27 protein-coding genes are annotated in these 25344 nt (G+C 66.0%); 13 read left to right on the top strand and 14 right to left on the bottom strand.

Annotation, left to right across the window (positions count from 1 at the left end):
- Positions 1–31 precede the first annotated feature (31 nt).
- Both MRY80_RS16855 and MRY80_RS16850 read right to left on the bottom strand, forming a co-directional pair.
- Positions 32–784, bottom strand: a complete 753-nt coding sequence (locus MRY80_RS16855; RefSeq protein WP_293292219.1) for a crotonase/enoyl-CoA hydratase family protein — start codon at positions 782–784, stop codon at positions 32–34.
- A gap of 10 nt (positions 785–794) precedes the next feature.
- The gene (locus tag MRY80_RS16850) at positions 795–2570 is read right to left on the bottom strand and encodes an acyl-CoA dehydrogenase (protein WP_293292218.1); all 1776 of its coding nucleotides are present in this window, start codon (positions 2568–2570) and stop codon (positions 795–797) included.
- A 210-nt stretch (positions 2571–2780) separates the two neighbouring features.
- On the opposite strand from MRY80_RS16850, the gene MRY80_RS16845 reads away from it, so the two are divergent.
- Both MRY80_RS16845 and MRY80_RS16840 read left to right on the top strand, forming a co-directional pair.
- Positions 2781–3656: a S49 family peptidase gene (locus tag MRY80_RS16845; protein ID WP_293292217.1), complete on the top strand. Its 876-nt coding sequence runs from the start codon at positions 2781–2783 to the stop codon at positions 3654–3656.
- Between the two features lie 25 nt (positions 3657–3681).
- Positions 3682–3870 carry a hypothetical protein gene (locus MRY80_RS16840; RefSeq protein ID WP_293292216.1) on the top strand — a complete coding sequence of 63 codons (189 nt, stop codon included), beginning with the start codon at positions 3682–3684 and terminating at the stop codon, positions 3868–3870.
- A 15-nt stretch (positions 3871–3885) separates the two neighbouring features.
- On the opposite strand, the gene MRY80_RS16835 is transcribed toward MRY80_RS16840, so the two are convergent.
- From MRY80_RS16835 to MRY80_RS16825, 3 genes are all read right to left on the bottom strand, one after another.
- Positions 3886–4173: a YciI family protein gene (locus MRY80_RS16835; RefSeq protein ID WP_293292215.1), complete on the bottom strand. Its 288-nt coding sequence runs from the start codon at positions 4171–4173 to the stop codon at positions 3886–3888.
- Between the two features lie 22 nt (positions 4174–4195).
- Positions 4196–4771: a TetR/AcrR family transcriptional regulator gene (locus MRY80_RS16830; RefSeq protein WP_293292214.1), complete on the bottom strand. Its 576-nt coding sequence runs from the start codon at positions 4769–4771 to the stop codon at positions 4196–4198.
- Between the two features lie 139 nt (positions 4772–4910).
- Positions 4911–5318, bottom strand: a complete 408-nt coding sequence (locus tag MRY80_RS16825) for a hypothetical protein (protein WP_293292213.1) — start codon at positions 5316–5318, stop codon at positions 4911–4913.
- Between the two features lie 225 nt (positions 5319–5543).
- Here MRY80_RS16825 and MRY80_RS16820 point away from each other — a divergent pair, with 225 nt between their 5' ends.
- On the top strand, positions 5544–6497 hold the full coding sequence (locus MRY80_RS16820; protein WP_293292212.1) for a glycine--tRNA ligase subunit alpha: 954 nt from the start codon (positions 5544–5546) through the stop codon (positions 6495–6497).
- Between the two features lie 39 nt (positions 6498–6536).
- Here the strand turns inward: MRY80_RS16820 and MRY80_RS16815 are convergent, their stop codons facing one another.
- The 6 genes from MRY80_RS16815 to MRY80_RS16790 form a co-directional block, all read right to left on the bottom strand.
- Complete coding sequence (locus MRY80_RS16815; RefSeq protein ID WP_293292211.1) at positions 6537–7196, bottom strand: Crp/Fnr family transcriptional regulator; 660 nt, start codon at positions 7194–7196, stop codon at positions 6537–6539.
- A complete protein-coding gene (locus tag MRY80_RS16810; RefSeq protein ID WP_293292210.1) occupies positions 7180–8547 on the bottom strand; it encodes a cytochrome c peroxidase in 1368 nt (455 codons plus the stop codon). The genes MRY80_RS16815 and MRY80_RS16810 overlap by 17 nt, the downstream gene beginning before the upstream one ends.
- Positions 8548–8573: 26 nt before the next feature.
- Positions 8574–9104, bottom strand: coding sequence for a DUF4142 domain-containing protein (locus MRY80_RS16805; protein ID WP_293292209.1), 531 nt, complete (start codon positions 9102–9104; stop codon positions 8574–8576).
- Positions 9105–9139: 35 nt separating this feature from the next.
- On the bottom strand, positions 9140–9445 hold the full coding sequence (locus MRY80_RS16800; RefSeq protein ID WP_293292208.1) for a nickel-binding protein: 306 nt from the start codon (positions 9443–9445) through the stop codon (positions 9140–9142).
- A 181-nt stretch (positions 9446–9626) separates the two neighbouring features.
- Positions 9627–10796, bottom strand: coding sequence for a hypothetical protein (locus MRY80_RS16795; RefSeq protein ID WP_293292207.1), 1170 nt, complete (start codon positions 10794–10796; stop codon positions 9627–9629).
- A gap of 106 nt (positions 10797–10902) precedes the next feature.
- On the bottom strand, positions 10903–11859 hold the full coding sequence (locus MRY80_RS16790; RefSeq protein WP_293292206.1) for a LysR family transcriptional regulator: 957 nt from the start codon (positions 11857–11859) through the stop codon (positions 10903–10905).
- 107 nt (positions 11860–11966) lie between these two features.
- Between MRY80_RS16790 and MRY80_RS16785 the strand changes: the two genes are divergently transcribed.
- From MRY80_RS16785 to MRY80_RS16765, 5 genes are all read left to right on the top strand, one after another.
- On the top strand, positions 11967–12446 hold the full coding sequence (locus MRY80_RS16785) for a DUF3830 family protein (protein ID WP_293292205.1): 480 nt from the start codon (positions 11967–11969) through the stop codon (positions 12444–12446).
- Between the two features lie 37 nt (positions 12447–12483).
- On the top strand, positions 12484–13524 hold the full coding sequence (locus MRY80_RS16780) for an ABC transporter substrate-binding protein (protein WP_293292204.1): 1041 nt from the start codon (positions 12484–12486) through the stop codon (positions 13522–13524).
- Between the two features lie 83 nt (positions 13525–13607).
- Positions 13608–14462, top strand: coding sequence for an ABC transporter permease (locus tag MRY80_RS16775; protein ID WP_293292203.1), 855 nt, complete (start codon positions 13608–13610; stop codon positions 14460–14462).
- Complete coding sequence (locus tag MRY80_RS16770) at positions 14459–15256, top strand: ABC transporter permease (protein WP_293292202.1); 798 nt, start codon at positions 14459–14461, stop codon at positions 15254–15256. The genes MRY80_RS16775 and MRY80_RS16770 overlap by 4 nt, the downstream gene beginning before the upstream one ends.
- 7 nt (positions 15257–15263) lie before the next feature.
- On the top strand, positions 15264–16319 hold the full coding sequence (locus MRY80_RS16765) for an ABC transporter ATP-binding protein (RefSeq protein ID WP_293292201.1): 1056 nt from the start codon (positions 15264–15266) through the stop codon (positions 16317–16319).
- A 21-nt stretch (positions 16320–16340) separates the two neighbouring features.
- On the opposite strand, the gene MRY80_RS16760 is transcribed toward MRY80_RS16765, so the two are convergent.
- Positions 16341–17108, bottom strand: coding sequence for a DUF1868 domain-containing protein (locus MRY80_RS16760; RefSeq protein ID WP_293292200.1), 768 nt, complete (start codon positions 17106–17108; stop codon positions 16341–16343).
- A gap of 174 nt (positions 17109–17282) precedes the next feature.
- Between MRY80_RS16760 and MRY80_RS16755 the strand changes: the two genes are divergently transcribed.
- The 4 genes from MRY80_RS16755 to glyS all read left to right on the top strand — a co-directional run bounded on the left by MRY80_RS16755 (position 17283) and on the right by glyS (position 22700).
- A complete protein-coding gene (locus MRY80_RS16755) occupies positions 17283–17663 on the top strand; it encodes a VOC family protein (protein ID WP_293292199.1) in 381 nt (126 codons plus the stop codon).
- Positions 17664–17786: 123 nt separating this feature from the next.
- On the top strand, positions 17787–18350 hold the full coding sequence (locus MRY80_RS16750) for a LemA family protein (protein WP_293292198.1): 564 nt from the start codon (positions 17787–17789) through the stop codon (positions 18348–18350).
- A 15-nt stretch (positions 18351–18365) separates the two neighbouring features.
- On the top strand, positions 18366–20306 hold the full coding sequence (locus tag MRY80_RS16745) for a DUF2207 domain-containing protein (protein ID WP_293292197.1): 1941 nt from the start codon (positions 18366–18368) through the stop codon (positions 20304–20306).
- A 93-nt stretch (positions 20307–20399) separates the two neighbouring features.
- Complete coding sequence (glyS, locus tag MRY80_RS16740; protein WP_293292196.1) at positions 20400–22700, top strand: glycine--tRNA ligase subunit beta; 2301 nt, start codon at positions 20400–20402, stop codon at positions 22698–22700.
- Between the two features lie 372 nt (positions 22701–23072).
- Here glyS and MRY80_RS16735 read toward each other — a convergent pair whose 3' ends face one another.
- Both MRY80_RS16735 and MRY80_RS16730 read right to left on the bottom strand, forming a co-directional pair.
- A complete protein-coding gene (locus tag MRY80_RS16735) occupies positions 23073–23486 on the bottom strand; it encodes a porin (protein WP_293292195.1) in 414 nt (137 codons plus the stop codon).
- Between the two features lie 202 nt (positions 23487–23688).
- Positions 23689–24135, bottom strand: coding sequence for a hypothetical protein (locus tag MRY80_RS16730; RefSeq protein ID WP_293292194.1), 447 nt, complete (start codon positions 24133–24135; stop codon positions 23689–23691).
- Between the two features lie 254 nt (positions 24136–24389).
- Between MRY80_RS16730 and MRY80_RS16725 the strand changes: the two genes are divergently transcribed.
- A complete protein-coding gene (locus MRY80_RS16725) occupies positions 24390–25337 on the top strand; it encodes an L-threonylcarbamoyladenylate synthase (RefSeq protein ID WP_293292326.1) in 948 nt (315 codons plus the stop codon).
- The last annotated feature ends 7 nt before the right edge of the window (positions 25338–25344 follow it).

The raw sequence follows: 25344 nt of genomic DNA, 5'->3' as shown, positions 1-25344 counted from the left end.
TGCGCTACGACTGAGCGAAAGTGCGCGCGGCTTATTTCTTGCGCGCCATGAAGGCCATGAAGGCTTCGCGTGCCTCATCCGACTTGAGCCGCTCCAGGAACAGGGCTCCCTCCTCGCGGAGGCGGTCCAGCACGGGTTCGCGCGGGCCTTTCAGCAGCTTCTTGGCGAGGCGCAAGGCTTCGGGCGGCTTGGCGGCGAGCGTTTCGGCCGCCGCCATCACCTCGGATTCCAGCGCGTCGGCCTCGACGATCTTCCAGATCAGGCCGGCGGCGTGTGCGTCCTCGGCGGAGAAGCCTTCGCCCATGCCGAGCAGCGCGAAGGCGCGCTGAGGGCCCATGACCTGCGGCGCAAGCAGGCTGGAGGCGGCTTCCGGAACCAAAGCGAGATCGGTGAAGGGCGTCTTGAACAGCGAGGCCGGCGTGGCAAAGGTCAGGTCGCAATGCAGCTGGATCGTCGTGCCGATACCGATCGCCAGGCCGTCAACGCCGGAGACGACGGGCTTTTGCGCTGTTGCGAGCGCATTGAGGAAGGCCCAGACGTCGGAGCCGTGCTCACCGCCCATCGCGATCGCCAGGAAATCCTGAAGGTCGTTGCCCGAGGAGAACGCGCCGGGTGAGCCGAGGAAGACATGCACGCGGACATCCGCGTCCTCGTCCCCGCTGCGCAAGGCCTCGGCCATGCGGTCATACATGGCCCGGGTGATGGCGTTCTTCTTGTCCGGCCGGTTCAGCCGGATGACCTGGACCGCGCCCCGGCGCTCGATGAGGATATGATCGTCAGACATTGCTTTCCCTTCACGCGACCAGGAATTCGCCGGCCGCCAGAAGGCTCGCCGATCCGGCCTCGACCGTGTGGCGCAAGCCGACCGTTTCGCCGGTCAGGTTTTCGGCGAAGAACCGGCAGAGTGCGGCCCGTTCGCCATTTTCAGTGTCGGCGAGCGCCGCCTTGGCCAGATAGACGCCGCCGGCGGCCAGGCCGAAGAGGCGCAGATAAGGCGTCGCGCCGGCCAGCGCGCCGTCGATGTCGCCGCCCTTGAGCATCGCTTCCAAAGCCTCGGTCGCGGCGCGCAGATTGGCCATCGCCTCCTGCAGGCGTTTTGCCGAGACGCCGAAGGCGGGATCGTTGGAGGCCGAGAGGCTGCCGACGACATCGTCCAGCTCGTCCAGATAGGCGACGATACATGCACCTTCGGATTGCGGCAGCTTGCGCATCACGAGGTCGATCGCCTGGATGCCGTTGGTGCCCTCGTAGATCTGCGCAATGCGCGCGTCGCGCATGAACAGCGCCGCGCCCGTTTCCTCGATATAGCCCATGCCGCCATGCACCTGCACGCCGATGGAGGCGACCTGCGAGCCGACATCCGTCGAGAAGGCCTTGGCGACCGGGGTCAGAAGGCTGGCGCGCTCATGCCAGAACTTTGCATCTTCGCCTTCGGAGACGCGCGCCATGTCGATGGCGTGGGCGCAGGCATAGGCGATCGAGCGGGCAGCGCGGGTGAGGCCCGTCATGGTCAGCAGGTCGCGCTGCACGTCGGGGTGATGCACGATCGGGCTCATGCCGTTACCCGACCAGCCCGACGCCTTGCCCTGCCGGCGTTCATTGGCATATTCGAGCGCCTTCTGGCGGGCGGCCTCGGCGACCGCCACACCCTCGATGCCGACGGCCAGGCGGGCGCTGTTCATCATCGTGAACATGCAAGCGAGGCCCCGGTTCTCCTGACCGACCAGCCAGCCGATCGCGCCCGGCGTGTCGCCATGCTTGCCGTCGCCATAGATCATCGTGCAGGTCGGCGAGCAGTTGATGCCGAGCTTGTGCTCGATGGAATGGCAGATCACGTCGTTGCGGGCGCCGAGCGAACCGTCCGCATTGACGAGGAATTTCGGCACCAGGAACAGCGAGATGCCGCGCGTGCCGGCGGGCGCGTCCGGCAGGCGCGCCAGGACGAGATGGACGATATTGTCCGTCATGTCGTGCTCGCCATAGGTGATGAATATCTTCTGGCCGAAGACGCGATAGGAACCGTCGCCGACCGGTTCGGCCCGCGCATTGAGCGCGCCGACATCGGAGCCGGCCTGCGGCTCGGTCAGGTTCATCGTGCCGGTCCATTCGCCGGAGACCAGCTTCGGAAGGTAGGTCTGCTTCAATTCGTCGGAGGCGTGCGCCTCCAGCGCCTCGATCGCGCCCATGGTCAGCGTCGGCGCGAGGCCGAACCCCATGGAGCCGGAATTCCACATCTCGGCCACGGCCATGGAAAGCATGGCCGGCAGGCCCTGCCCGCCATAGTCCGGATCGGCGGCCAGGCTGTTCCAGCCGCCGGCAATCCAGTTCCGGTAGAGGTCCACATAGCCGTCCGGCATGGTGACGACGCCGTCGGCCAGCCGCGCGCCCTGCTTGTCGCCCGACGCGTGCAGCGGGGCGATCTCCTCGGCGGCGAAACGGCCCGCTTCCTGCAGGATGGCGTCGACGAGATCCTCGCTCAGGTCGCCGAACCGGCCGGCCTGAAGCGCCTCGCCGAGCCCCGCGACAGATTTCAGCGTGTGTGCGATTTCCGCGACCGGCGCCTGATACATGGTGACCTCCCGTAGAAACGCGCCGGCAACGGGCGCGGCGCATCAGCAAGCATAGCAGCCAGCGCTAGAAGCTTTTTACGTAAACGTCAATAATCGGGGATTTTCCACGCAGCACTGTCTGCAATGGACGACGGCCGTGTTGCGCGGGCGCCAAGCGCCATTACATAGAGGAACAACCGCCCCGACACCGTAAAAGCGAGCCCGCGACCCGTGAAACTGCAAGTCAATCGTCTCGTCCCGAAACGCTTCCGCGGCGAAGGCCCGGTCATTCCAGTGGTGCGTCTGCAAGGCGTCATCGCCGCCGGCAGTTCGCCGATGAATCCGCGCCTGTCGCTCGCCTCCACAGCACCGGTGATCGAGCGCGCCTTCGCCGACAAGCGCGCGCCGGCCGTCGCCTTCTCGGTCAATTCGCCCGGCGGATCGCCGGCCCAGTCGCGACTGATCCACAAGCGCATCCGCGACCTCGCGGCCGAGAAGAACAAGCAGGTCTACATGTTCACGGAGGACGTGGCCGCGTCGGGCGGCTACATGATCGCGGTCGCAGGCGACGAAATCATCGCGGACCCCTCCTCCATCATCGGCTCGATCGGCGTCATCTCGGCCGGATTCGGCTTCGTCGAGGCGATCGGCAAGATCGGCGTGGAGCGGCGGGTCTACACGGCCGGTAAGAACAAGTCGGTGCTCGATCCGTTCCAGCCCGAAAAGCAGGAGGATGTCGAGCGGCTGAAATCGATGCAGCTCGAGATCCACAAGACCTTCATCGACCTCGTGAAGGCCCGTCGCGGCAGCAAGCTCGCCGACGATCCGGAGCTCTTCACCGGGGCGTTCTGGGCGGGCGAGAAGGCGAAGGAGCTCGGGCTCGTCGACCATATCGGCGACATGCGCTCCTTCCTGAGGGACCGTTACGGGAAGAAGACGGAGCTGCGCCTGGTGCAGCCGCAACGCGACTTTTTCGGCCGCAGGCAGGCCGCCGGCGTCATCGCTCCCGGTCTGGGTGCGGATCCGCAGGCGCTCGCCTCGGCGGCCGGAACCGGGCTGATCGGCGCGCTGGAAGACCGCGCGCTGTGGTCCCGCTTCGGTCTCTAGGCAAGCGCAAACAAGGGGGAACGCGATGCCGCAATTTCTTCTTCTGGCCGGCGTGGTCGCCGTCGGCGTGATCGGCTACCGGGCCTTCGTCAGGGAGGCCGAGCGCGTTTCGGCGCGCGTGCGACGCGCCGAAAAGGAGCAGCAGACCGGCGCGACCGGCACGCTGGTCAAGGACGAGAAGACCGGCGAATACCGGCTCGATAAGGACGAGTAGCGCGACCGAGCCGGATCAGGCCGCGAGAAAGGCGAGCTTGCCGTCGGTGCGTGCGGGCTCGATTTGCAGGATTTCCGGGGAGACGACGTCCTCGACGACGAACGGATCGCTATCGACCCGGGCCTGCAAGAGCTCCAGCGACGTGTTGTGGGCGATCACCGTGCCGCCCTTGCCCGGCTGAAGGCTGCCCGCGAGCAGAAACACGCCATCGTCGAAACCCTGCCTGATCCAGTCATTGTGCCCCTGCATGAATTCGGCGGCCCTGGCCTTGTTGGCGGAAAATCTCAGCAAAACGACAAACATGGGTTTCTCCTGTTTTTCGGGATCATCCGGCTTCGCCGATGCGCGCATCGAGCCAGGCATGCATCGCCTCGACCTCGCGGCGCACGAAATCCTGATCGCCGAAAGCGTTGACGAGTGAGGCGACGCCCTGGCTGCGCATCAGCAGGTGCATGGCAAGGTCGTCGGAGGCGTCACCGCAGCCGGCCTTCTCGAACTGCGTTCGAAGCCAGTCGCGGAACAGCGTGAAAAGCCCCGCGGCCTCGTCGTGCTGGGCATGGTCAAGCTTGGCCAGTTCCGCGCACAGCGTGCCGATGGGGCAGCCATGCGCCATGATCTTCGGCTGGTTGACGATCAGGATGTCGATGAAACGCCCGATGCGGTCGCGCGGGTTCGCGCCCTCGCTTTCCCAGCGTTCCATCATGGCGCGACGCTCGGCCCCACGCCTCGCGATCACGGCATGGAGGATCTCGTCCTTCGTCTTGAAGTGATAGTAGAAATTTCCGCGCGAAATCTTCACCGCATCGGCTATGTCGGCGAATGACGTGCTGTCGAAACCGCTTGCGTAGAACAATTCGTCGGCGGTGGCGACGATCCGATCCCGTGTCTCCCCGGCGCCCATGCGGCAACCATCCGTTTCTGAATTAGGTCAATTGTCCTAAACGGATTAGGTCAAACGTCCTAGATTGTCAATCACCTCCTTGCCGCCAAACGAAAAGGGCGGCCCGAAGACCGCCCTTCCGTGAGTGCTGCGCCCTGGATCAGGGCACCAGATGCGGGTTCTGGCAGTAATGCACCGTGTTGTCGGGCAGCAGGACATAGCAGTCCTTGGTCGCGATCCGGCGGCCGTTCACCGTCTTGTAGGTGACATGGCAGGAGCAGTCCTCCTTCGAGGAAGCCAGGTGGGTCGGCGGCGTCCACGGCGTGCAGTCGATGGCTGCAAGGGTTGCCGTTCCGGGTGGGCAAGGACGCGGCGTGCGGCCCGGGTTCCGGCCGTCGCTGTTGTCGCCATTGGGCCCGCGATCGACACTGTTGGGAGACCGCGAGAGCTGCTGGGCCTTGGCGTCCGACAGGTCGCTGACACCTTCCATCGTGACGACGGACAGCGCGAGGGCCGGAACGAGAAGCATTGCGCCGAGGATCTTTCGGTTGGTGAATGCGTATTTCATGGCATTTTCCTTTCGGTTCGGGTTTTGCCCCCCGAACTTCCGGCGTTTCCATCTCAGCGAGGGTTCGGAGCCGCCGGAAATCTGGCTCGAACCTGCGCCCGATCGCGCGGCCCCTCAGTGCCATCCGACACAGTGCGGGGCCCTCGCCGCTCTTGACCGATCCGCGGCGCCATGCCACGGAAACGCCGACCCTCCGCAACCCCGTTTTCGAACCGTTTCATTGCCATGACCGCGCACGCCACAATCGATCCGCTCGACCCGACCCGTTCCTTCCAGGGCCTCATCCTGACCCTGCAGAAATACTGGGCCGCGCAGGGTTGCGTGGTGCTGCAGCCCTACGACATGGAGGTCGGCGCCGGCACCTTCCATCCGGCGACGACGTTGCGATCGCTCGGACCGCGGCCCTGGAAGGCCGCCTATGTGCAGCCGTCGCGGCGGCCGAAGGACGGCCGCTACGGCGAGAACCCGAACCGCTATCAGCACTATTACCAGTTCCAGGTGATCCTGAAGCCCTCGCCGCCCGACCTGCAGGAGCTCTATCTCGGCTCGCTGAAGGCGATCGGCATCGACCCGCTGCTGCACGACATCCGCTTCGTGGAGGACGACTGGGAAAGCCCGACGCTCGGCGCATGGGGTCTCGGCTGGGAGTGCTGGTGCGACGGCATGGAAGTGTCGCAGTTCACCTATTTCCAGCAGGTCTGCGGCATCGAATGCGCGCCCGTTTCCGGCGAACTGACCTACGGGCTGGAGCGCATCGCGATGTATGTGCAGGGCGTCGACAACTTCAAGGACATCAATTTCAACGGCCTCGACGGCGAAGACCGCATCACCTATGGCGACGTCTTCCTGCAGGCCGAGCAGGAATATTCGCGGCACAATTTCGAATATGCCGACACCGCGATGCTCCAGCAGCATTTCAAGGACGCCGAGAAGGAATGCGCGGCGCTGCTCGCGGCCGGAACGCCCGACGCGGATGCCGGCGAGACGCTGCACAAATGCGTGCTGCCCGCCTATGACCAGTGCATCAAGGCGTCGCACGTCTTCAACCTTCTGGATGCGCGCGGCGTCATCTCGGTGACCGAGCGGCAGAGCTACATCCTGAAGGTGCGCAACCTGTCGCGCCAGTGCGGCGAGGCCTTCCTGCTGACGGATGCCGGCGGGGCGACGCTCAAGGACTGAGGCCATCGTTTCGGGGCGGCCTGGTGCTGCCCCGCAACATCACGACAATTCGTTGCGCTTGACGAGCGCGGCCAGCATGCGCGGCTGCAGGAGCTTCACCCGGCCACGGCCGCTTTCGATCCAGCGTCTCGACACGAACTCCCCGACCGCCTTGGCGACGACCTCGCGCGTCGTGCCGATATGCGAGGCGATCTCCTGCTGGGTCTTGCGCACGACACCCTCCGACGACGCCTGATTGAGAAGAAACGAGGCGAGCCGCTGATCGACGCGGTGGGAGTGGACCTCCTCCAGTTCCGTCATCAGGCGCAGCACGACGCTCGACAGGGCGTGAACCGTGAGCTGCTGGATGGCGGGCTCGCGCTCGAAGAGGGCGCGGTAGAGCGCACCAGGCACCACGGCGACATCCGTTTCCGCTTCGGCCTCCACCCAGGCGGGATAGAGCAGGTCATTGAACAGCGCGTTGATGGCCAGCACGCAGGTTTCGCCGGGGCCGATCTCGTAGAGCGTCGCCTCCTTGCCGCTCGGCGTCATGGTGTAGACGCGCAGCTTGCCGCGCGTGACGACATAGGCGCCAGAGACGGGATCGCCCTTTTCGATCACGGCGGCGCCGCGCGCGAAGACGCGGCTGCGCGCGCCGCGCGCCACCGCCTGCCGTCCGCCGTCGGACAGTCTTGAAAAAGGATCACTTGATTGCGCCATAGGCCTGTCCGTCCGCCCCCATGCGGGAGGCCAGTCTATCGCCGCTGAGCGCTTCGAGGAAAGCGACGAGGTCGGCGACGTCGCGATCGGTGACGCGTGTGCGCTCGATCGTCTCAAGCGTCCGGGTCGCCGCCGACCAGCGCAGTTCCATCTCCGGCGGCTCGCCTGCCTCGCCGACAAGCGCGTTCAACTGCGTCGCGGCCATGATGCGGACGGCCCCGGCCAGATCGTCCACCGCGCCATTGTGGAAATAGGGAGCAGTCAGGGCGACATTGCGCAGCGACGGCACCCGCCACACGCCGGAGGCCGCGTCTGCGCCGGCCCTCCCCTTGTCGTCGCCCAGACCGAACGCGATGGCGCGCGGCGAGCGGGAGACACTGAAGGGTCGGTAAACCGCCTTCGGGCCGACAAGGCTCGCGCCGCTGAAATTCGGACCGGCGTGGCATTGCCTGCAGCCGAGCGACAGGAACAGCGCCATGCCTCGCTTCTGGGCGAATGTCAGCGCGTCCTCGTCGCCGGCCACGAAGCGGTCATAGGGGGCGTCGTTGGAGACCAGCGTGCGCTCATAGGCTGCGATCGCCTTGACGATCCCGTCGATGGTGACGGGCGCGCCCGCCTCGAAGGCGGCGTCGAACAGGGGGCGGTAGGCCTCGTCCTCGCGCACCCGCGCCTCGATGTCGGCCGGCGACGCCATGCCCATTTCGACAGGGTTGAGAAGCGGGCCGCTTGCCTGCTCTTCCAGCGAGCCGGCCCGGCCGTCCCAGAAGAGGCGCGCCTGGAACGCCGCGTTGTAGACCGTCGGCGCATTGCGGGTTCCGGCCTGCCCGCCGACGCCCAGCGCGACCGGCCGGCCGTCGCCGCCCGCGCCTGCGGTCACGTCATGGCAGGACGCGCAGGAGACGGTGCGATCGGCGGAGAGATTGGCGTCGTGGAACAGGCGCCGACCGAGGGCAACCCTCGCCGGCATCGACGGATTGTCCGGCGGTGCGGGCGCGGTTGCCGGCAACGGATACCATTTGCGCGCTTCAGGCACCGGTTTCGCCGCCGCGACAATCAGCGGCGAGGCTGATCGCGCGTGTTGCCGGGCGGCGCGTTCCAGGCGCTCCCCGGCGGTCGGCAATTGCCCGTCGATGAATTGGCGCGGGAACGTCGCCAGGACGACGATCACGGCCAGCTTGACCGCGATCGAGACCAGTCCGAAGCCAAGCGCCGCGCCGAGCATCAACCGCCCGCCTCCGCCGGCGACGCGGTCGGGAACGAGGTCGCCGCGCACGATGAGGGCGAGCGCGAGGAGGCCGCCGAGGAGAAAGAGCGCGCCATAGGCCACGACAGGGATTGCGCTGCCATTCATGGGACGGCTCCTCGCAGATCGTGCGCCTATTCGACGCCGAGTTCGGCGGCGACGCGCTTCGTTTCGGCCAGATGGTGCTCGAAGCCGGGCAGCACCGTGACGACAAGTTCGCGGAGCTCGGGCGCCTCGACGGAGGGCAGCAGCACCGCGTTGATCGCGTCGATGACGGCGGTGTGGAAGGCGATCTCGTGCTTCAGATAGGCCGTGTCGAAGGCGTCGCCCGACAGGGCCTGCAGCGCGTCATAGGCCTTGGCGTGGGCGGCAAGCGCCGTGTCGTTGTCGATCGGCTCCTCGACCAAGCCGAGGCTCGACCCGAGATCGCGTCCCATCTGCTGGACGGCTTCGTGATCCGTCATGACCATCATCGCGAGGTCCCGCACCTGCGGCGACTGCCCCTTCTTGTAGCCGAGGCGCGCGGTCTGGATGTCGGCCATGTTGGCCTGGTCGAAGATCGCGAGGATGTTGGCGTCGCTGAGATCGCCGGCGACGGCCGCGCCGGACGACATGGCGGCGACGGTCAAGGCGGCAAGCGCAGTGCGCGCGAAAGCGGTTTTCATGGGTTTGTCCTGTTTGTCTGGAGTGTCCGGAAGGGTCAGGCGGCCTGCGGCCTGAAGAAGAGCGAGCCTGGCGTCGCGGTCTCCACCTCGGTGATGGAATCGTAGGGCAGGCCCACGCACTCATGCGCGCGGCGGACGGCGTCCTCGCTGGGTGCGAGCGTCATGCAGAAGGCGCGGCCTTCGGCAAGGCCGACATTGGCCGACAGGATGACCACCCCTTCCTGCCGGCAGGCTTCCTCGAAGGTGACGAAGAACTGGCTGAATTCCGCCTCGCTCAGGCCCTCGGGAAAGGTTCCCTTCGCCTGGTCGTGGGTGTCGACGAACATGCGCATCTTGTCCATGGGATGTGTCCTCTGTTGAACTGACGAGGACACCCTAGGAGCCGCACAAAGGCGGGTCTGTACCTTGAGGTACACAAGGGAAACTGCGCGTCCGCGGACGAGTGGCGCTGCGCCATTTGCAGGACAGCACGGCGGCCGGAAGCGCGGCCGCTCTTCATGCAATTCGCGGGTTGAGGGGCGGTCAGTCCACGGGCAGCAGCCGCACGCCGTCCGTCGTCGTGACGACGAGGCTGTCCGGCCCGAGCCACAGGTTTCGGAGCGCCTCGATCTGCAACACCTTGCGCGGGTCCAGCCAGGTCTCGCGCCCCCGATCGGGACGCGGCGTGACAGCGTAGAACGCAATCTGCGCCATGCCGTCTATCTGCCCGACCCAGGGCGCGGAGGGCGGTTCCGGCGCCCATGCGATGACGACATCCGCATCGTCCACCGCGGCGAGAAGCGGTGCCCAGCCATCGGCGGGCGGCGCGAAGCGCCAGGCGATTTCGCTCGCGTGGTCAAAAGCATAGGCGCCGTCCAGACCGCCATGGCCCGGCAGAATCAGCGTGTCCACCGGACCGTCACCGCCATCGACGGCGCGGATCGGTATCGTGTCGTCTCCGGTGATGATCGGCAGGGCGTCGAGCCCCTCTCGCGCCTGGACGAGGCTCCAGACAGCGGCGTCTCCTTCCGCGCCCCGGATCGCGACATAGGCGGACCCGGGCGAGGCATCCGCGTCCTCGTCGGGCACGGCGACAGTGCCGAACAGGGTCTCGGCGGCAAGATCGATCCGGGCGACGCGGCGCATCGCCCGCTCGTCACCCTCGTCGACAAGAAGCACGGAACCGCCGCCCTCCTGGCAGAGCGCCACAAGCCGGGCGCCCGACGGGGTCGAGACGGTGTCGAAGGTCATCGAGAGGCACCCCTCTCCATCGTCCGGAGCAAGGTGGGGCAGCGCCGCGAGGCGCCCGTCGGGGCCGATGCGGTATGGCGCAACGCCGCCGCGCGGCCGCTCGTCGCCATCGAGGCTCATGCCCTCCAGCCAGGGCACTTCGGGATCCGTCACGCCGAAGGTGATCCAGTCGCCGACCGCGTCGAGCACGGGCCAGGCGTCGAACTCCGGCGACGGCGCGGCGAGACGATCGGTTTCCGCACCCGTCGCCGTTTCGCGCACGACCAAGGAAAACTCCCCGCTTCCGTCGGGTTCCGCCGTGACCAGATGGCCGCCCGCGACCACACCGGCGCGCGCGCCGGAAACGAATGTGCCGTCCGGCTCGGCCTGCACCGGCCCGAAAGGGAGCGCAACACAGGCGGCGATCAGCGCGCACAGGCGCATCCGGGCGCGACACGAGGCCTTGGCCGCACTGAGTTCCATTTCTCGTCTCCGTGTTCTCGACGGCCGGATCGTAGGTCGATCCTTCGCGCCGGCCAAGGGCTTCGGTGACGGGGTCGAGCCCGATGCGGTTCTGCCCGCGATCGCCTCAAGACGACGTGCCCTGCCCGTCGGACTGCGTGGCGGCGAAGCGCGCCGCTTCCTGGCGGACAAGCGCCTCCACCGTCTGCACGACCGGCGAATAGGGCCGGACCCGGCAATTCAGGTAGAAGGGCATCGGATCGAAACGGCGTTCGGCCTTGATGATGACCAGGCGGCGATCGCGCAGGTGCTGCAGGATCGCCTGGGGCGGGATGGCCGCGATGCCGAGCCCGTTCTCGGCCAGCCAGATCATGGTGGACATGGAGTTGGTCGTGTTGCGCACGACGCCCGGCGGAATCGCGTCCTTGAAATATCGCTGCATGAGCTGCATCGGCGGACTGTTGGCGAGATAGCCGATCAGCGGCAGGCGCGTCAGGTCTTCCACCGAATAGACCCGGTCGCCATCGACGAGCTCGCCGCTGCCGACCCATTCGACCGCGTAGCGACCGATCTGGGTGTTGGCGACATCGACCTCGTCACAGGGCGCGATGGTGATGCTCATCGACAGGCCGCCGGACCGCAGCATCGAATGCAGTTCAACGGTGCTTTCGTTGGTGATCTCCAGAACGATGTTCGGGAACTCCGCCTGCACGCGGTTGAGCAGGGCCGGCAGCCAGGTTCGCGCGACGGTGTCGACGACGCCGATGCGGACGACGCCGGCCTGTTCGGCGGTGCCCGAGAAACGCATCACGATGTCGTCGACCCTTTCGAGAACGCCTTCGCAGAGCCTGAGCGCATCCTGGCCTTCCGGTGTCAGCGTGACCACCTGGCGGTCACGCGAGAACAGGCGCACGCCGAGTTCGTCCTCGAGGCTGGCGATGCGCGACGTCACGGCCGGCTGGGTCACGCCGAGCTGCTTGGCGGTGGCGTGATAGTTGCGCAGGCGCGCCAGCCAGAAGAAGGTGCGCATGTTCTTGATGGTCAGGCCACCCGCCTCGACAGGAGTTTGCGCCGGAGCTTTCATGATAAATTTTCTTTATCGATCAAATGGGTTTTTTGATTAGACAATTTATTACGGCGGTGCAACTCTTCCCATCCAGCCAACACAGTTTCGAGGTCGCAAGAACACGCATGCCGCAAGCCAAGCAGCTCTATGCCGAATTCGTCGAGTCGGGCACTCGTGCCGTCATCACGCTCTATGAGGACGGTGCGCCTGAGACCAGTCGCACCATCTGGGAAGCCCTGGAGAAGCCCGTGCGCATGCCGGCGATCCACGCGATGTTCGCCGGGCCCGAAATCATGATGGGCCTGCCGGCGGAAGCCCAGACCTTCGATCCGACCGCAGTGCCGGCCGAAAACCAGACCTGCTATCCGGAAGCCGGCGAATGCCTGTGGTTCTACCAGGGCAAGAACGCCATGAAGGGCCTTCCGGACGAATTGTGGGAAATCGGCATTTTCTACGCCCCCGGCGCGCGCATCAACGGCCCGCTCGGATGGACACCGTGCAACATGTTCGGAAAGATAACCGAGGGCCTGGAGGAATTCGCCAAGGCTTGCGGGATGACCCGCGTTGAGGGCATCAAGACCCTAGAAATTGGCCGTATTTCGTAACCCGAACGCGACCGCAATCCAGAGAAGGACGACAAGCATGAAACGATCCAGCGTTTTGATGAGCACGATCGGAGCGGTCACGCTCGCCGCGCTCGCGCATGGCGCCTCGGCGCAGGAAACCCTGACCATCAACTCCTTCGGCGGCAGCTACGAGCAGACCCACCGGGATCTCGTGATCACGCCGTTCGAGGAAATGTACAACGTCAAGGTCGAGGTGGTGACCGCCTATTCGGCCGACACGCTGGCGCAGCTCCGCGCCCAGAAGGACAACCCGCAATTCGACGTGGTTCACTTCTCCGGCGGACTTGAGCATGCGGCCGCGGCCGAAGGCCTGCTGTCGCCGATCGAGCCGTCGGAACTGTCCAACTACGACCAGATGTATTCCTTCGCGGTTGCCGGCCTCGACAAGGGCATCGGCCCCACCTACTCAACCGCGGTCATCGGCCTTCTCTACAACACCGACGAGATCTCCGAGGCGCCGACCTCCTGGAAGGACATCGCCGACGAGGCCTATGCCGACCACGTCCTGATCACCGACGCTGCCAGCAACACCTACGGCCTGCTCGGCTTCCTGATGCTGAACCAGGTCGCCGGCGGCAGCCTCGACGACATCGAGCCGGGCCTGGACTTCGTGAAGGGCATCCTGCCGACCTCGACCGTCGTGTCGAAGTCGCCGGAAATCCAGCAGAACTTCGCGCAGGGCAACGCCAGGATCGCGCCCTATGCGCAGGACTACGCCTACACGCTGACCAAGGCCGGCCTGCCGGTCAAGTTCGTTCAGCCGGATGAAGGCGGCGTGCTGGCGCCGATCACGGTCAACCTCGTCGCGGGCACCAAGAAGCGCGACCTCGCCCTGAAGTTCATCGACTTCTCCATCCGGGCGGAAGCGTCCAAGGGCTGGGCCGAGGCCCTGCGCTACACCCCGACCAACAAGAATGCGGAGCTGTCCGAAGAGGTGGCGTCGCAGGTGGTCTATGGCGAAGAGGACGTCGCCAAGCTGGTGACGTTCGACGCCAACGAGATCGCGGCCAAGCGTTCCGCCTGGAACGAAGCCTGGTCTCGCGCGATCGCGAAATAGGCCATGCACTTCGGGGAGCCGCCCGCCGGCTCCCCCTTTTTCTCCCCGCGACGCCCTTCGGTCGCGGCTGCAAGGACTGACGAATGTCGACAGGAACCATGAGACTGAGCCGCGAGCCCGCGCTCCTGTTGTCTCCGGGCCTGCTTTTCCTCCTGCTGGCCTTCTTCTTTCCCGCGATCCAGCTTCTCGCGCAGAGCTTCCTGACCGTCGGCGCCGAGGCCGGCCGCTTCACGCTCGAGCATTACGCCAAGGTCGTCGTCGACGACTTCTACGCCGGCGTGGCGCTGCGCACCTTCAGGCTCGCGCTCATCATCACCGCGCTCTGCCTCTTGATCGGCTTTCCGCTCGCCGTTGTCATGTCGCGCGCCGGCCCCACGCTGCGCACGATCCTCATCGTGCTGATCATCCTGCCGCTGATGACCAGCGTCGTCATCCGCACCTTCGGCTGGCTCGTCATTCTGGGGCCCGGCGGCGTGTTGAGCTGGACCCTGCAACAACTCGGCCTGATCGAGCGGAGCATGTCGCTGATGCACACCGAGACCGGCGTCGTGCTGGCGATGGTGCAGGTGCTCCTGCCCTTCCTCGTGTTGACGACACTCGGCAGCATCGGCCAGATCCCCGCCTCGCTCGAGGAAGCGTCGCGAACCATGGGCGCCGGCTTCTTCGGCAGCATCTATCACGTGACATTGCCCCTTTCCGTGCCCGGCCTCGCCTCCGGTTCGCTGCTGGTCTTCGCGCTGTCGATCAGCTCCTTCATCACGCCGTCGCTCGTCGGCGGAGTGCGCCTGCAGGTCATGGCGGGCAGCATCTACCAGCAGATGACCGGCTCCTTCGACTGGGGCTTCGGCGCCGCGCTGTCGGTGATCCTGCTCGTCATCACGCTGATGCTCATCGTGCCCTACATGGTCATCACCTCCCGGGTCGGGGGGCGCACATGATCGGCGCAACGCCTCGCTGGGTGCTCGGCGCCACGGCCTTCTTCCTCGTCGCGGTCGGCCTCTTCATGCTCGTGCCGCTGCTCGTCGTCATCGCCAGTTCGCTGTCGAGCAGCGAATTCCTGGTGTTTCCGCCGCCGGGGCTTTCGCTGCGCTGGTATGGCGAGATCCTGGGGTCCGACGCCTATCTCAACGCCGGCTGGACGAGCCTGAAACTGGCGCTGGGAACGGTGGTGCTGGCGCTTGCCCTCGGCACGCCGGCTGCCATCGCACTGACGCGCTTCCGCTTTGCCGGCCGCGCCGCGATCGCCTCGGTGTTCCTGTCGCCGCTGATCCTGCCGTCTCTGATCTTCGCGATCGGCCTGCTCATCGTCTTCAGCCGCTACGCCGCCGGCCCGTCCTTCCTCGGCCTGGTGATCGGCCATACCGTGATCACGATGCCCTATGTGATCCGCACCGTGTCGGCCAATCTCGCCGACATCGACCCCAATCTCGACGAGGCGGCCCGGGTCATGGGCGCGCGCTGGTGGCAGCGCTACCTGCTCGTCATCCTGCCCCAGTGCCGCACCGGCATGGCGGCGGGCGCCTTCTTCGCCTTCAACATCTCCTTCGACGACGCCGTCATCGCGCTGTTCATGCGCGCGCCGGGCGTCGAAACCCTGCCGATGCGCATTTATTCCACGCTCGAATTCAGCCCCGACCCGTCGGTCGCAGCCGTGTCCACGGTCATGATCGCCATGACCATGCTTCTGGTCGTGCTGCTCAACCGCGTCTTCGGCCTGTCCAGAATCGCCTGAGAGTCCCATGTCCCAATTGTCCGTCCAATCAGTGGTGAAACGCTTCGGCGACCTCGTGGTGCTCGACAAGTTCGACCTCGACGTCGCCAAGGGCGAGTTCATCGCCCTGCTCGGCCCCAGCGGCTGCGGCAAGTCCACGCTGCTGCGCATCATCGCCGGGCTGGAGCGGCCCAATGGCGGCGACCTGCACATCGCCGGCCGGTCGGTGACCGGGCTGGCGCCCGAACACCGCAACATCGCCCTGATGTTCCAAAGCTACGCGCTTCTGCCGCACATGACCGTCATCGAGAATGTGCGGTTTCCGCTGCGCATGCGCGGCGGCGGCGATCGCGAGACGCAGCGCGCGAAGGCGCTGGAGGCGCTCGCCCTCGTCAAGCTCGACCATCTCGCCGATCGCTTCCCGCGCCAGCTTTCCGGCGGCCAGCAGCAGCGCGTGGCGCTGGCGCGCTCGATCGTCGCCGAACCCGACCTGCTGCTGCTCGACGAACCGCTGTCCAACCTCGACGCGCGCCTGCGCGAGGACATGCAGGTGGAACTGAAGCGGCTGCATGAAAGCCTGGGCCTGACCACGATCTTCGTGACGCATGACCAGTCGGAAGCGCTCGGCCTCGCCGACCGCGTCATCCTGATGAATCGCGGCCGCATCGAGCAGGCGGGAAGCCCCGAGGACATATACAGCCGCCCGCGCACCGTCTTCGCCGCCGACTTCCTGGGCGGCGCCAACATCATCGAACTCGACGTTCAGGGATCGGGCGAGACCTGGCACGGCACGTTTGCCGACGGCACCCAAGTTCCGCTCGCCCACGCGTCCGACCTGACGGCCGGAAAACGCAAATTCATGCTGCGCAAGGAAGCCGTCGTCTTCAGCCCCGACGAGACAATGGCCACGGTGGAGGGCTCCATCGAGACGCAGAACTATCTTGGCGGCCAGACCCGGTCGCTGATCAAGGTGGGCGACATCGAGATCATCGCGCTCACCGATTCCGACCGCACCGAAACCGGCCGGCACGCCACGCGCATCGGCTGGCGTCCGGAGGAACTGATCCCCCTGCAGGACGCCTGAGTCGCGACGCGCCTCGCCCTCCTATCGCCGCGCGGCGTAGACCGGCGCGAGCCCCGATCCCGGCAGCGTCATCACCGGCGGAAAGCTGTTCATGTCGGAGAATGTGCAAAAGGCGGGCGGGCCCAGTTCCAGCACCGGGATGCGGCGCTGGAACTCCTCGGTCAATTCGGCCAGCGTTTGCCGGTAATCGGGCAGCATCGCGTCGGGCAGCCAGTCGATGACATAAGCCAGCGTGACGTGGAAGGTGTAGGCGTCATGTCCGGGCGTGCGGTGGCCGAAAGGCCCGACAAGGCCGTCACGCCAGGCACGCGCGGTCGCCTCGTCAGCATCGGTCGCACCGGTGAGCATCAGGCCGAGCGGCGTCACCTCGGCGATACGCATGGCGAACGGCCCCGGCCCCGAAAAATCCTCCAGCCTGTCGGCGAAATAGTCGGTCACGGTGCCAATCGGCGTGTCCACCGCCAGGTCGTGCGGCCAGTATTGCGGCTCGCGCTGGGTCTCGATCACGCCCTGGAAGAGCGTCATGTGCAGGCTCTCCAGATCGGTGAAGGCGAAGCGATGGCCCCAGGGCAGGCCGCGCAACCGCTCGCGCAGCTCGGCCAGCGCGGCCTGCGTCTTCGAACCCGGCACGACGTGGCAGACTACAGTGTTTCCCGCCTCGGGCAGGAACACGCCGTCACGGCTCAGCCGGACACCGACGAAGCGATTCGGTTGCGGATTGTTGGAAGCGGCAAAGGCCTCCAGCTCGAACATCTCGGGGCGGGGCATCGTGTCTCCGTCGCGTTGCATGTTTGCGTCCCTAATCCCGAAGCCCCGCCACTGGTGTGACGTTTCAATGATTTTTTCGCGTCTGGTCCGGCGAAGCGTCAGCTCACCCCTTACGGAGCCACCCGAACCAAATTGTCATTCGTGTCCGGCGCGGCGATCTGCTAGCCTGCGACACAACCATCGGAGGAAATTTTCATGACCGCACACGGCACGGTCCACTGGACCGAACTGAACACCCACGACGCCGACCGGGCGATGGCGTTTTACGGCGACACGATGGGCTGGACCTTCGACGCCGTGCCGATGGGCGGCGGCGTGACCTACTATCTGTGCAACGCTGACGGCGAGACGGTCGCCGGCATCTTCACCATGGACAATCCGATGTTCGCCGCCGTGCCGGAACACTGGTTCACCTATTTCGCGGTCGAAGACGTCGATGCGCTGGTGGAAAAGGCCAGGGACGTCGGCGCGCTGATCCTGCGCGAACCGTTCGACGTGCCCGGCACGGGCCGCGTCGCCATCGTGCAGTCGCCCAGCGGCTCGGCCTGCGGCTGGATGACGCCCGCGCAGATGTAGGCGCCAGCAGGCGGACAGGATGGACAGCGTTCACCACTGATTGACGTTGATGCCGGCGTGACGCTTCATTCGTTCACATTGTTCGGCTAACCTTCCGTCAGCGCGCGAATCCGGAGACCCGAAATGAGCTCAACCCTGATCATCCTGATCATCGTCATCGCCGTGGCGGGCTATGCCATCGTCACCTATAACGGCCTGGTGCGAGTGCGCCAGATGGTGCAGGAGGCATGGAGCGGCATCGACGTCCAGTTGAAGCGCCGCGCCGACCTGATCCCCAACATCGTCGAGACGGTGAAGGGCTATGCCGGCCACGAGCAGGAAACCCTGGAAAAGGTGACCGAGATGCGCACGCGTGCGCAGTCGGTGCCCGCCGGCGACATTGCCGGCCGCGCGGCGGCGGAAGGCATGCTCAGTCAGGCGCTCGGCCGGCTGATGGCGGTCGCCGAGGCCTATCCGGACCTGAAGGCGAACGAGAATTTCCGCGACCTGCAGGGCACGCTGGAAACGCTGGAAAGCGAGATCCAGATGGCGCGACGCTATTACAACGGCTCGGCGCGCGAACTGAACGTCAAGGTGGAGAGCTTCCCCTCCAACGTGATCGCCAACAGCTTCGGCTTCGTGCGGGCGGACTACTTCGAACTGGAGGATCCGTCGGACCGCGAGCGACCCGAGGTGAAGTTCTCCTGACGGACTGAGCGTTCCATGCTGCGCGGCATCCCTGCCTTCCTGCTCGCTTGCCTGCTGCTGGCCGCCTCGGCGGCCTCGTCACTTGCGGCCGAGGAAATCCTGCTGTTTCGCTCCGACGTCGACGTGCGGGCGAATGGCGACTATCTCGTGACCGAGACGATCCGGGTCAACGCCGAGGGCCGCGACATCCGCCGCGGCATCTTTCGCGACTTCCCGGTGCTGTTCGAAGACGAGAACGGCAACACCGCCCGCGCCGGCTTCGAACTGATCTCGGCGACCCGCGACGGCCGGCCGGAGACGACGCGCGTCGTCAGCAACGAGAGCATGGTGCGCGTCTATCTCGGCAAGGAGGACGTGTTCTTGTCGCCGGGCGTCTATTCCTACCAACTCACCTACCGCACCGACCGGCAGGTCCGCTTTTTCGACGATCACGACGAGGTCTACTGGAACGCGACCGGCACGGAGTGGATCTTCCCGATACGCAAGGCGATTGCCGTGATCGACCTCCCGGACGGCGGATCGGCGCAGGACACGGTCGCCTATACCGGCGGTTACGGATCGCAGGCGCAGAACGCGACCGCCACCCTGTCGCAGGGCGGCAATGTCGTCACCTTCGAGACGACGCGTGCGCTCGGACCGCGCGAGGGACTGACCGTGGCCGTGGCCTTCCAGAAGGGTGTCATCGCCGAACCGTCGGACGAGCAGAAATTCGCCTGGTATCTTCGCGACAACATCGCCACGCTGATCGCCGTCGGCGGCGTCACGCTAGTGACGCTCTACTATTTCTTCGCCTGGATGCGCGTCGGCCGCGATCCGCCGGCCGGGGTGATGGTGCCGCGCTGGGACCTGCCGAAGGGCGTCTCGCCGGCGCTGACGCATTACATCTGGAACAAGGGCCTTAAGCGCAAGGGCTTCCCGGCGATCTCGGCGGCGGCGATCAACCTTGCCGTGAAAGGCTACCTTGAGCTTGGCGACATCGGCGACACCATCACCATCAAGCGCACCGACAAGCCGCTGACCGGCGAGAAATTCCCCGTCGGCGAAGCAGCGCTCCTGAACAAGATCGCCAGCTATGGCGGGGCGCTGATCGTTCACAAGGCGAACGGCACCAAGGTGAAGTCGCTCGCCTCGAATTTCAGCAGCGCGATGGAGCGCGAGCACCGCTCGGTTTTCTACAAGGCCAATATGGGCTGGATCATTCCGGGCGTCTTCGTGTCTGCCGTCACGGCGATCGCGACCCTGGCGCTCGGCAATCTGAGCGACGACACGATCGGCCTGATCGTCTTCGCGACCGTCTTCGGCGGCATCGTCACGATCATCTCGATCACGATCGCCAAGCAGCTGCGCAACGGCTTTGCCGGCAAGCTGCAGCTCGTCTTCTCATTCTTCGTCTTCGGCGCGATCCTGGTCAATTCCGGCATCTTGGCCGGGACGAGCGTCCGCGACATGACCGGCGACCCGATGGTGATCGGCGCCCTGGTCACGCTCGCCATGGTCAACGTGCTGTTCTTCTTCCTGATGGGCGCGCCGACGAGGCTCGGCCGCCAGCGGACCGACGAGATCGAAGGGCTGAAGCGCTACCTGACCGTGGCCGAGAAGGACCGGATGAACATGGCCGGCGCGCCGCAGATGTCGCCACAGCATTTCGAGACGCTGCTGCCCTATGCGGTCGCGCTCGGCGTGGAAAAGCAGTGGTCGAAGGCCTTCCAGGCCTGGCTCGCCACCGCCGTTGCGGCAGGCGCGGCGGCAGCCGTCGCCTATCACGGGCCCGGCTGGTATCGCGGCCGCGGCATCGACGTCGATCGGATCGGCGACACGATGGGCAATCTCGCCGGCTCCATGTCGAACAGCTTCACGGCCTCCCTGCCGAAGCCGAAATCCTCCTCGTCAGGCTTTTCGGGCGGCGGCGGCTTTTCCGGCGGTGGCGGCGGCGGGGGTGGCGGCGGCGGCTGGTAGCCGCTTTTGCCGGCAAGCGGGATGACAGAACCGCCCCGGCTTGCTATTCGCCCCGCGACAAGACTGTACCTCTCGGACCGCACCGGACCTCCCATGCCTGACCTCCTGCTCGAACTCTTCTGCGAAGAAATCCCCGCCCGCATGCAGCGCAAGGCGGCGGGCGACCTGAAGAAGGCCGTCACCGACGCGCTGGTGGATGCGGGCCTGACCTATGAGGGCGCCCGCGAATACTGGACGCCGCGCCGGCTGACGCTCGACCTGCGCGGCCTGACCGCCCGCTCTGCCGACATCTCCGAGGAGCGCAAGGGCCCCCGCGCCGACGCCCCGGAAAAGGCGATCGCCGGCTTCCTGCGCGGCGCGGGCCTCGCCTCCATCGACGAGGCGGAACTGCGCTCCGACCCCAAGAAGGGCGATTTCTACGTCGCCGTGATCAACAAGCCCGGCCGCGACGCCGAGGAGATCATCGCCGAGGCGATGCCCGGCATCGTGCGCTCGTTCCCGTGGCCGAAATCCATGCGCTGGGGCAAGGCCTCGCGCGAGCCCGGCTCGCTGCGTTGGGTGCGGCCGCTGCAATCGATCCTGTGCACCTTCGGCCCCGAAACCGAGGAGACGAAGGTCATCGCCTTCGAGGTGGACGGCATTGTTTCCGGCAACGTGACGCGCGGCCACCGCTTCCACGCGCCCGAGCCGATCACGGTGCGCCGCTTCGACGACTATGTTGCCAAGCTGGAGGCGGCGAAGGTCGTGCTCGACGCGGAGCGCCGCAAGGACATCATCGCCACCGACGCGCGCAACCTCGCCTTCGCGCAGGGCGTGGAACTGGTCGAGGACGAGGGCCTGCTGGAGGAGGTCTCCGGCCTCGTCGAATGGCCGGTCGCGCTGATGGGCGAATTCGAGGCCGATTACCTCGAAATCCCCGACGAGGTGGTGCGGCTGACCATCAAGACCAACCAGAAATGCTTCGTCTGCCGCGATCCCGAAACGCGCCAGCTGACCAACCGCTTCATCCTCGTCGCCAATATCGAGGCGAAGGACGGCGGTAAGGAGATCGTGCACGGCAACGGCAAGGTGGTGCGCGCGCGGCTGGCGGACGCGCTGCATTTCTGGAAGACTGACCAGGCCGACCTGCCCGACCTCGGCGAGTTGGAGGCCTCGGCTGAGAAATTCGGCCTCGACCTGACAAAGCCGCTCGACCAGCGCATGGCCAAGCTCGACCGGCTGAACGTCACCTTCCACGCCAAGCTCGGCACTCAGGGCGAGCGCGTGGAACGTATTGCCAAGCTGGCGGAGGAGCTGGCGCCGAAGGTCGGCGCGAAACCGGCCGACGCCCGCCGTGCCGCAGTCCTCGCCAAGGCCGACCTGACGACCGAGGTGGTCGGCGAGTTTCCCGAGGTGCAGGGGGCGATGGGCCGCATCTATGCCGAGTTGCAGGGCGAAGACGTCGCCGTCGCGACCGCCGTCGAGGACCATTACAAGCCGCTCGGCCCGACCGACGATGTGCCGACCGATCCGGTCGCCATCGCCGTCGCACTCGCCGACAAGCTCGACACGCTGACCGGCTTCTGGGCCATCGACGAGAAGCCGACCGGCTCGAAGGACCCCTATGCGCTCAGAAGGGCAGCGTTGGGGGTGATCCGGATCTTGTTGGAGAACGGGGTGCGGTTATCAATTAACTCCACTCTTGATTTCGCGGCAGAGGATGTAGCGGACCACATTCGAGATCCTCGCCTCGATCGCGAATTTCAGATTGCAGGAGAACTCGAAGCGAGTCTTGGCGGAGATTCGCTTATGGATCAGGTCATTGAGCGCGATCTCGCACAACCCGCCGAAACATTTGAGCGCTCTGACGAGGTTCGCAGCAGGGTTCTGAATGACCTCCTCTCCTTCTTCCATGACCGCCTGAAGGTCTGGCTCCGCGATTCCGGTGCCCGCCACGACCTGATCGACGCGATCCTGTCGCCGGAAGACGACGACCTGCTGATCGTCGTGCGCAAGGTCGAAGCGCTCGGCGCGATGCTCGACACCGATGCCGGTGCGAACCTGTTGGCCGGCGCGAAACGCGCACTGAACATCCTGGCGGCGGAAGAGAAGAAGGACGGCGAAGGCGCCTTCGACGGCGCGGTCGACAAGGCGCTTTTGAGCGAATCGGCCGAGCGCGAGCTCGCCAATGTGCTCGACACCGTCGCCGGCCATGTCGACGCCCACATCACACGGGAAGAATACCCCGAGGCCTTCACGGTCCTGTCGGAACTGCGCCCGGCCGTCGATGCCTTCTTCGACGCCGTCATGGTCAACGCCGACGACCCCGCCATCCGCACCAACCGCCTGCGCCTCCTCTCCTCCCTGCGCGCCACGACACGCAAACTCGCGGATTTTTCGAAGATCGCTGGCTGAGGCGTCCGCGCCTCGCCTTTTCTCCCCTTCGGCCGACGCCGGGTTCAGCGCCCCTTTCGGTGAAGTCGCGAAAAGCGCGCGAAGGGTCGCACCGGCGAATTCGGTCACTTCCGAATTGCTTCTATGCGTCGGGGGGGAAATGCCGTCATCGGCCATTGCGCAATCCGTCACGGACGGCTGATCGTCTGAACGATCCCCGTGACGGCCGGTGAAAGCGCACCACGGATTTTGCTGCGGGGCCCGCTTGCGCGCCTCCGCTCATCGGCATGCACGCTCGAGGCCGGTCATCGAGAAAAACCGGCCTCGAGCGTCACGCCGGCACGTCAGGGATACGAACGTCCGAGGCTGGCCCGGGCATCCGCTCCCCGCGCGTTACCAGCTGAACTGCAGACCTGCCCGGCCGCCGACTTCCTCGCCGGCGAAGCCGACGCCGCCGGAGGCCGTGATGCGGGTTCCGCCGGCGGCCTCGTTGAGCACCACCGAGCCCGTCAGGCCAAGAGCATGGGACTCGCCGGCCGCTCCCCAGTTGATCCGCACGCCGAACTTCTCGCCCGGCAGCAGATCGGGATCCTCAAGCGAATTGGAGATCGCGATATTGTCGTAGGCGGCCTTCATGTCCGGCTGGCTGGCGAGATCGACGCACTGATCAGTGCCTGGAATCCTGGCCCAGCCTGCTCCCATTTCGCTGCAAACCTGGACATAGTCCACCGGCTCGGCTTGGGCCGACGCTGTCAAAGCGCAGACGGCAGCGGCGGACGCGAAAATTGCGGAAACGATTCTGTACATGATGCCCCTCAATGATCAAAAAATAAGCAGAAATTGATTCTCCTTCTCGAAGGCTAACAATTCTTTATTTTGCTCGCAATGCATTGATTCTACATTTCTTTATCAACCCGCGAGATTTTATAATACTTACGTAACGGAATCTCTATTTGCAAAAACGCCCGCGACAAGCGCGGGCGCAAGGTGTTGAAACCGTCTGCTTCGGTCAGCGCAGGAGGTCAGCGTTTTCCAGGATGCGGGTGTCGATCTCGTTCTGGATGATGACGTCCTCGATCTGGCTCGTGTCGACCGAAAGCTGTTCCAGGCGCTGCTCGATGCGCTGGTCGGCGGAAGCGGACACGTCGTCCTTCGCGGCGTCCTCTTCCTCCTGTTGCCGGTCGTCGCTCGCGCTGTCGTCGTCCGGCTTGTCGGCGTTCTGCAGATCGGGCGAGTTCTGGTCCGGGCTCAGGCCGGGTCCGCCGATCGAGGGCATGTTGAACTGGCCGGCCTGCGGCGCGACGATGATCTTCGGCATGCTCGACGGGTCGAATTCGATGAAGATCACCGACGGAAAGGCCGGATCCTCCTCGATGACGTAGTCCGCGCGCGCCGGCGCATTCGCCAAGAGGGCCGCAACGCAGGTCGCGGATGCAACAAGTCCAAGTCTGGTCATGGTTCGGTTCCCCACATGCTCAAATCCGGAATGCGCTCGACGCCCGGAATGTTCTCATCACCCGGCGAAACGGTAGCATGCGGGCCTTGCAACGCCGTTTTGGATTTCACTCAAATTTTATGGGCCGCTCCGGGCCGTTGCGCGGGTGAGGAGCGAAGTGTAGCAATCGCCGCCGGAACATGCGTTTGGAGTGAATTTTGGAGCAGAGCGTGAAGGCGCAGCCATGCCGGATCCTGCCCGCCGAGCCGGAGGCCATGGCGCAGGCCAAGGCCGCGCTCGCGGCCGGCGACGCCGTCGCGATACCGACCGAGACGGTCTACGGGCTTGCCGCCGACGCGACCAATGGCGAGGCGGTGGCGCGTATCTTCGCGGCCAAGCAAAGGCCGTCCTTCAACCCGCTGATCTGCCATGTGACGGACATCGCCATGGCCGAAGCCTTCGCGACGTTCGATCCGCTGTCGCGCCGCCTGGCCGAGGCCTTCTGGCCCGGCGCGCTGACGCTGGTCCTGCCGCTGAAGCCCGGCCACGCGATCCATCCGCTGGTCACCGCGGGGCTGGAGACGGTCGCGGTGCGGGCGCCAAAAGGGTTCGGCGCGGAACTGATCGCCGCCCTTGGCCGCCCTCTCGCCGCGCCCAGCGCCAACCGCTCCGGCCGGATCAGCCCGACCAGCGCGCAGGCCGTCGCCGACAGCCTCGGTGACGCGATTTCCCTGGTCATCGACGGCGGGGCGACCCAGGTCGGCGTGGAATCGACGATCGTGAAGGTCGAGGACGACAGAATTCGCCTGTTGCGGCCCGGCGGCGTGGCGGCCGAGGCGATCGAGGCCGTCGCGGGCCAAACGCTCCTGCGCGCCGAGACGGGCGCCGCGATCCAGGCGCCGGGCATGCTCGCCTCGCATTACGCCCCGACGGCGCGCATGCGGCTCGACGCCGATCGCGTGGAACCCGGCGAAGCGCTGCTCGGCTTCGGGCCGAAGCGGATCGAAGGCGCGGACAAGGCGGCGGCCGTGCTCGTGCTGTCGCAGGCGGGCGACACGGTCGAGGCCGCGGCGAAGCTGTTCGACTACATGGCGCGGCTGGACGCCAATGGCGCGGCGTGCATCGCCGTCGAGCCGATCCCGCATGACGGGCTGGGCGAAGCGATCAACGACCGTCTGGCCCGCGCCGCCGCGCCGCGACCGGAAACCGGCGAAAAGGGATGAGGCAGGG

This window comes from Oricola sp. (assembly GCF_022763245.1).
GTDB lineage: Bacteria > Pseudomonadota > Alphaproteobacteria > Rhizobiales > Rhizobiaceae > Oricola.
The sequence above is the reverse complement of the archived record's forward strand: the minus strand, read 5'-3'. Positions and strand labels throughout refer to the sequence as shown.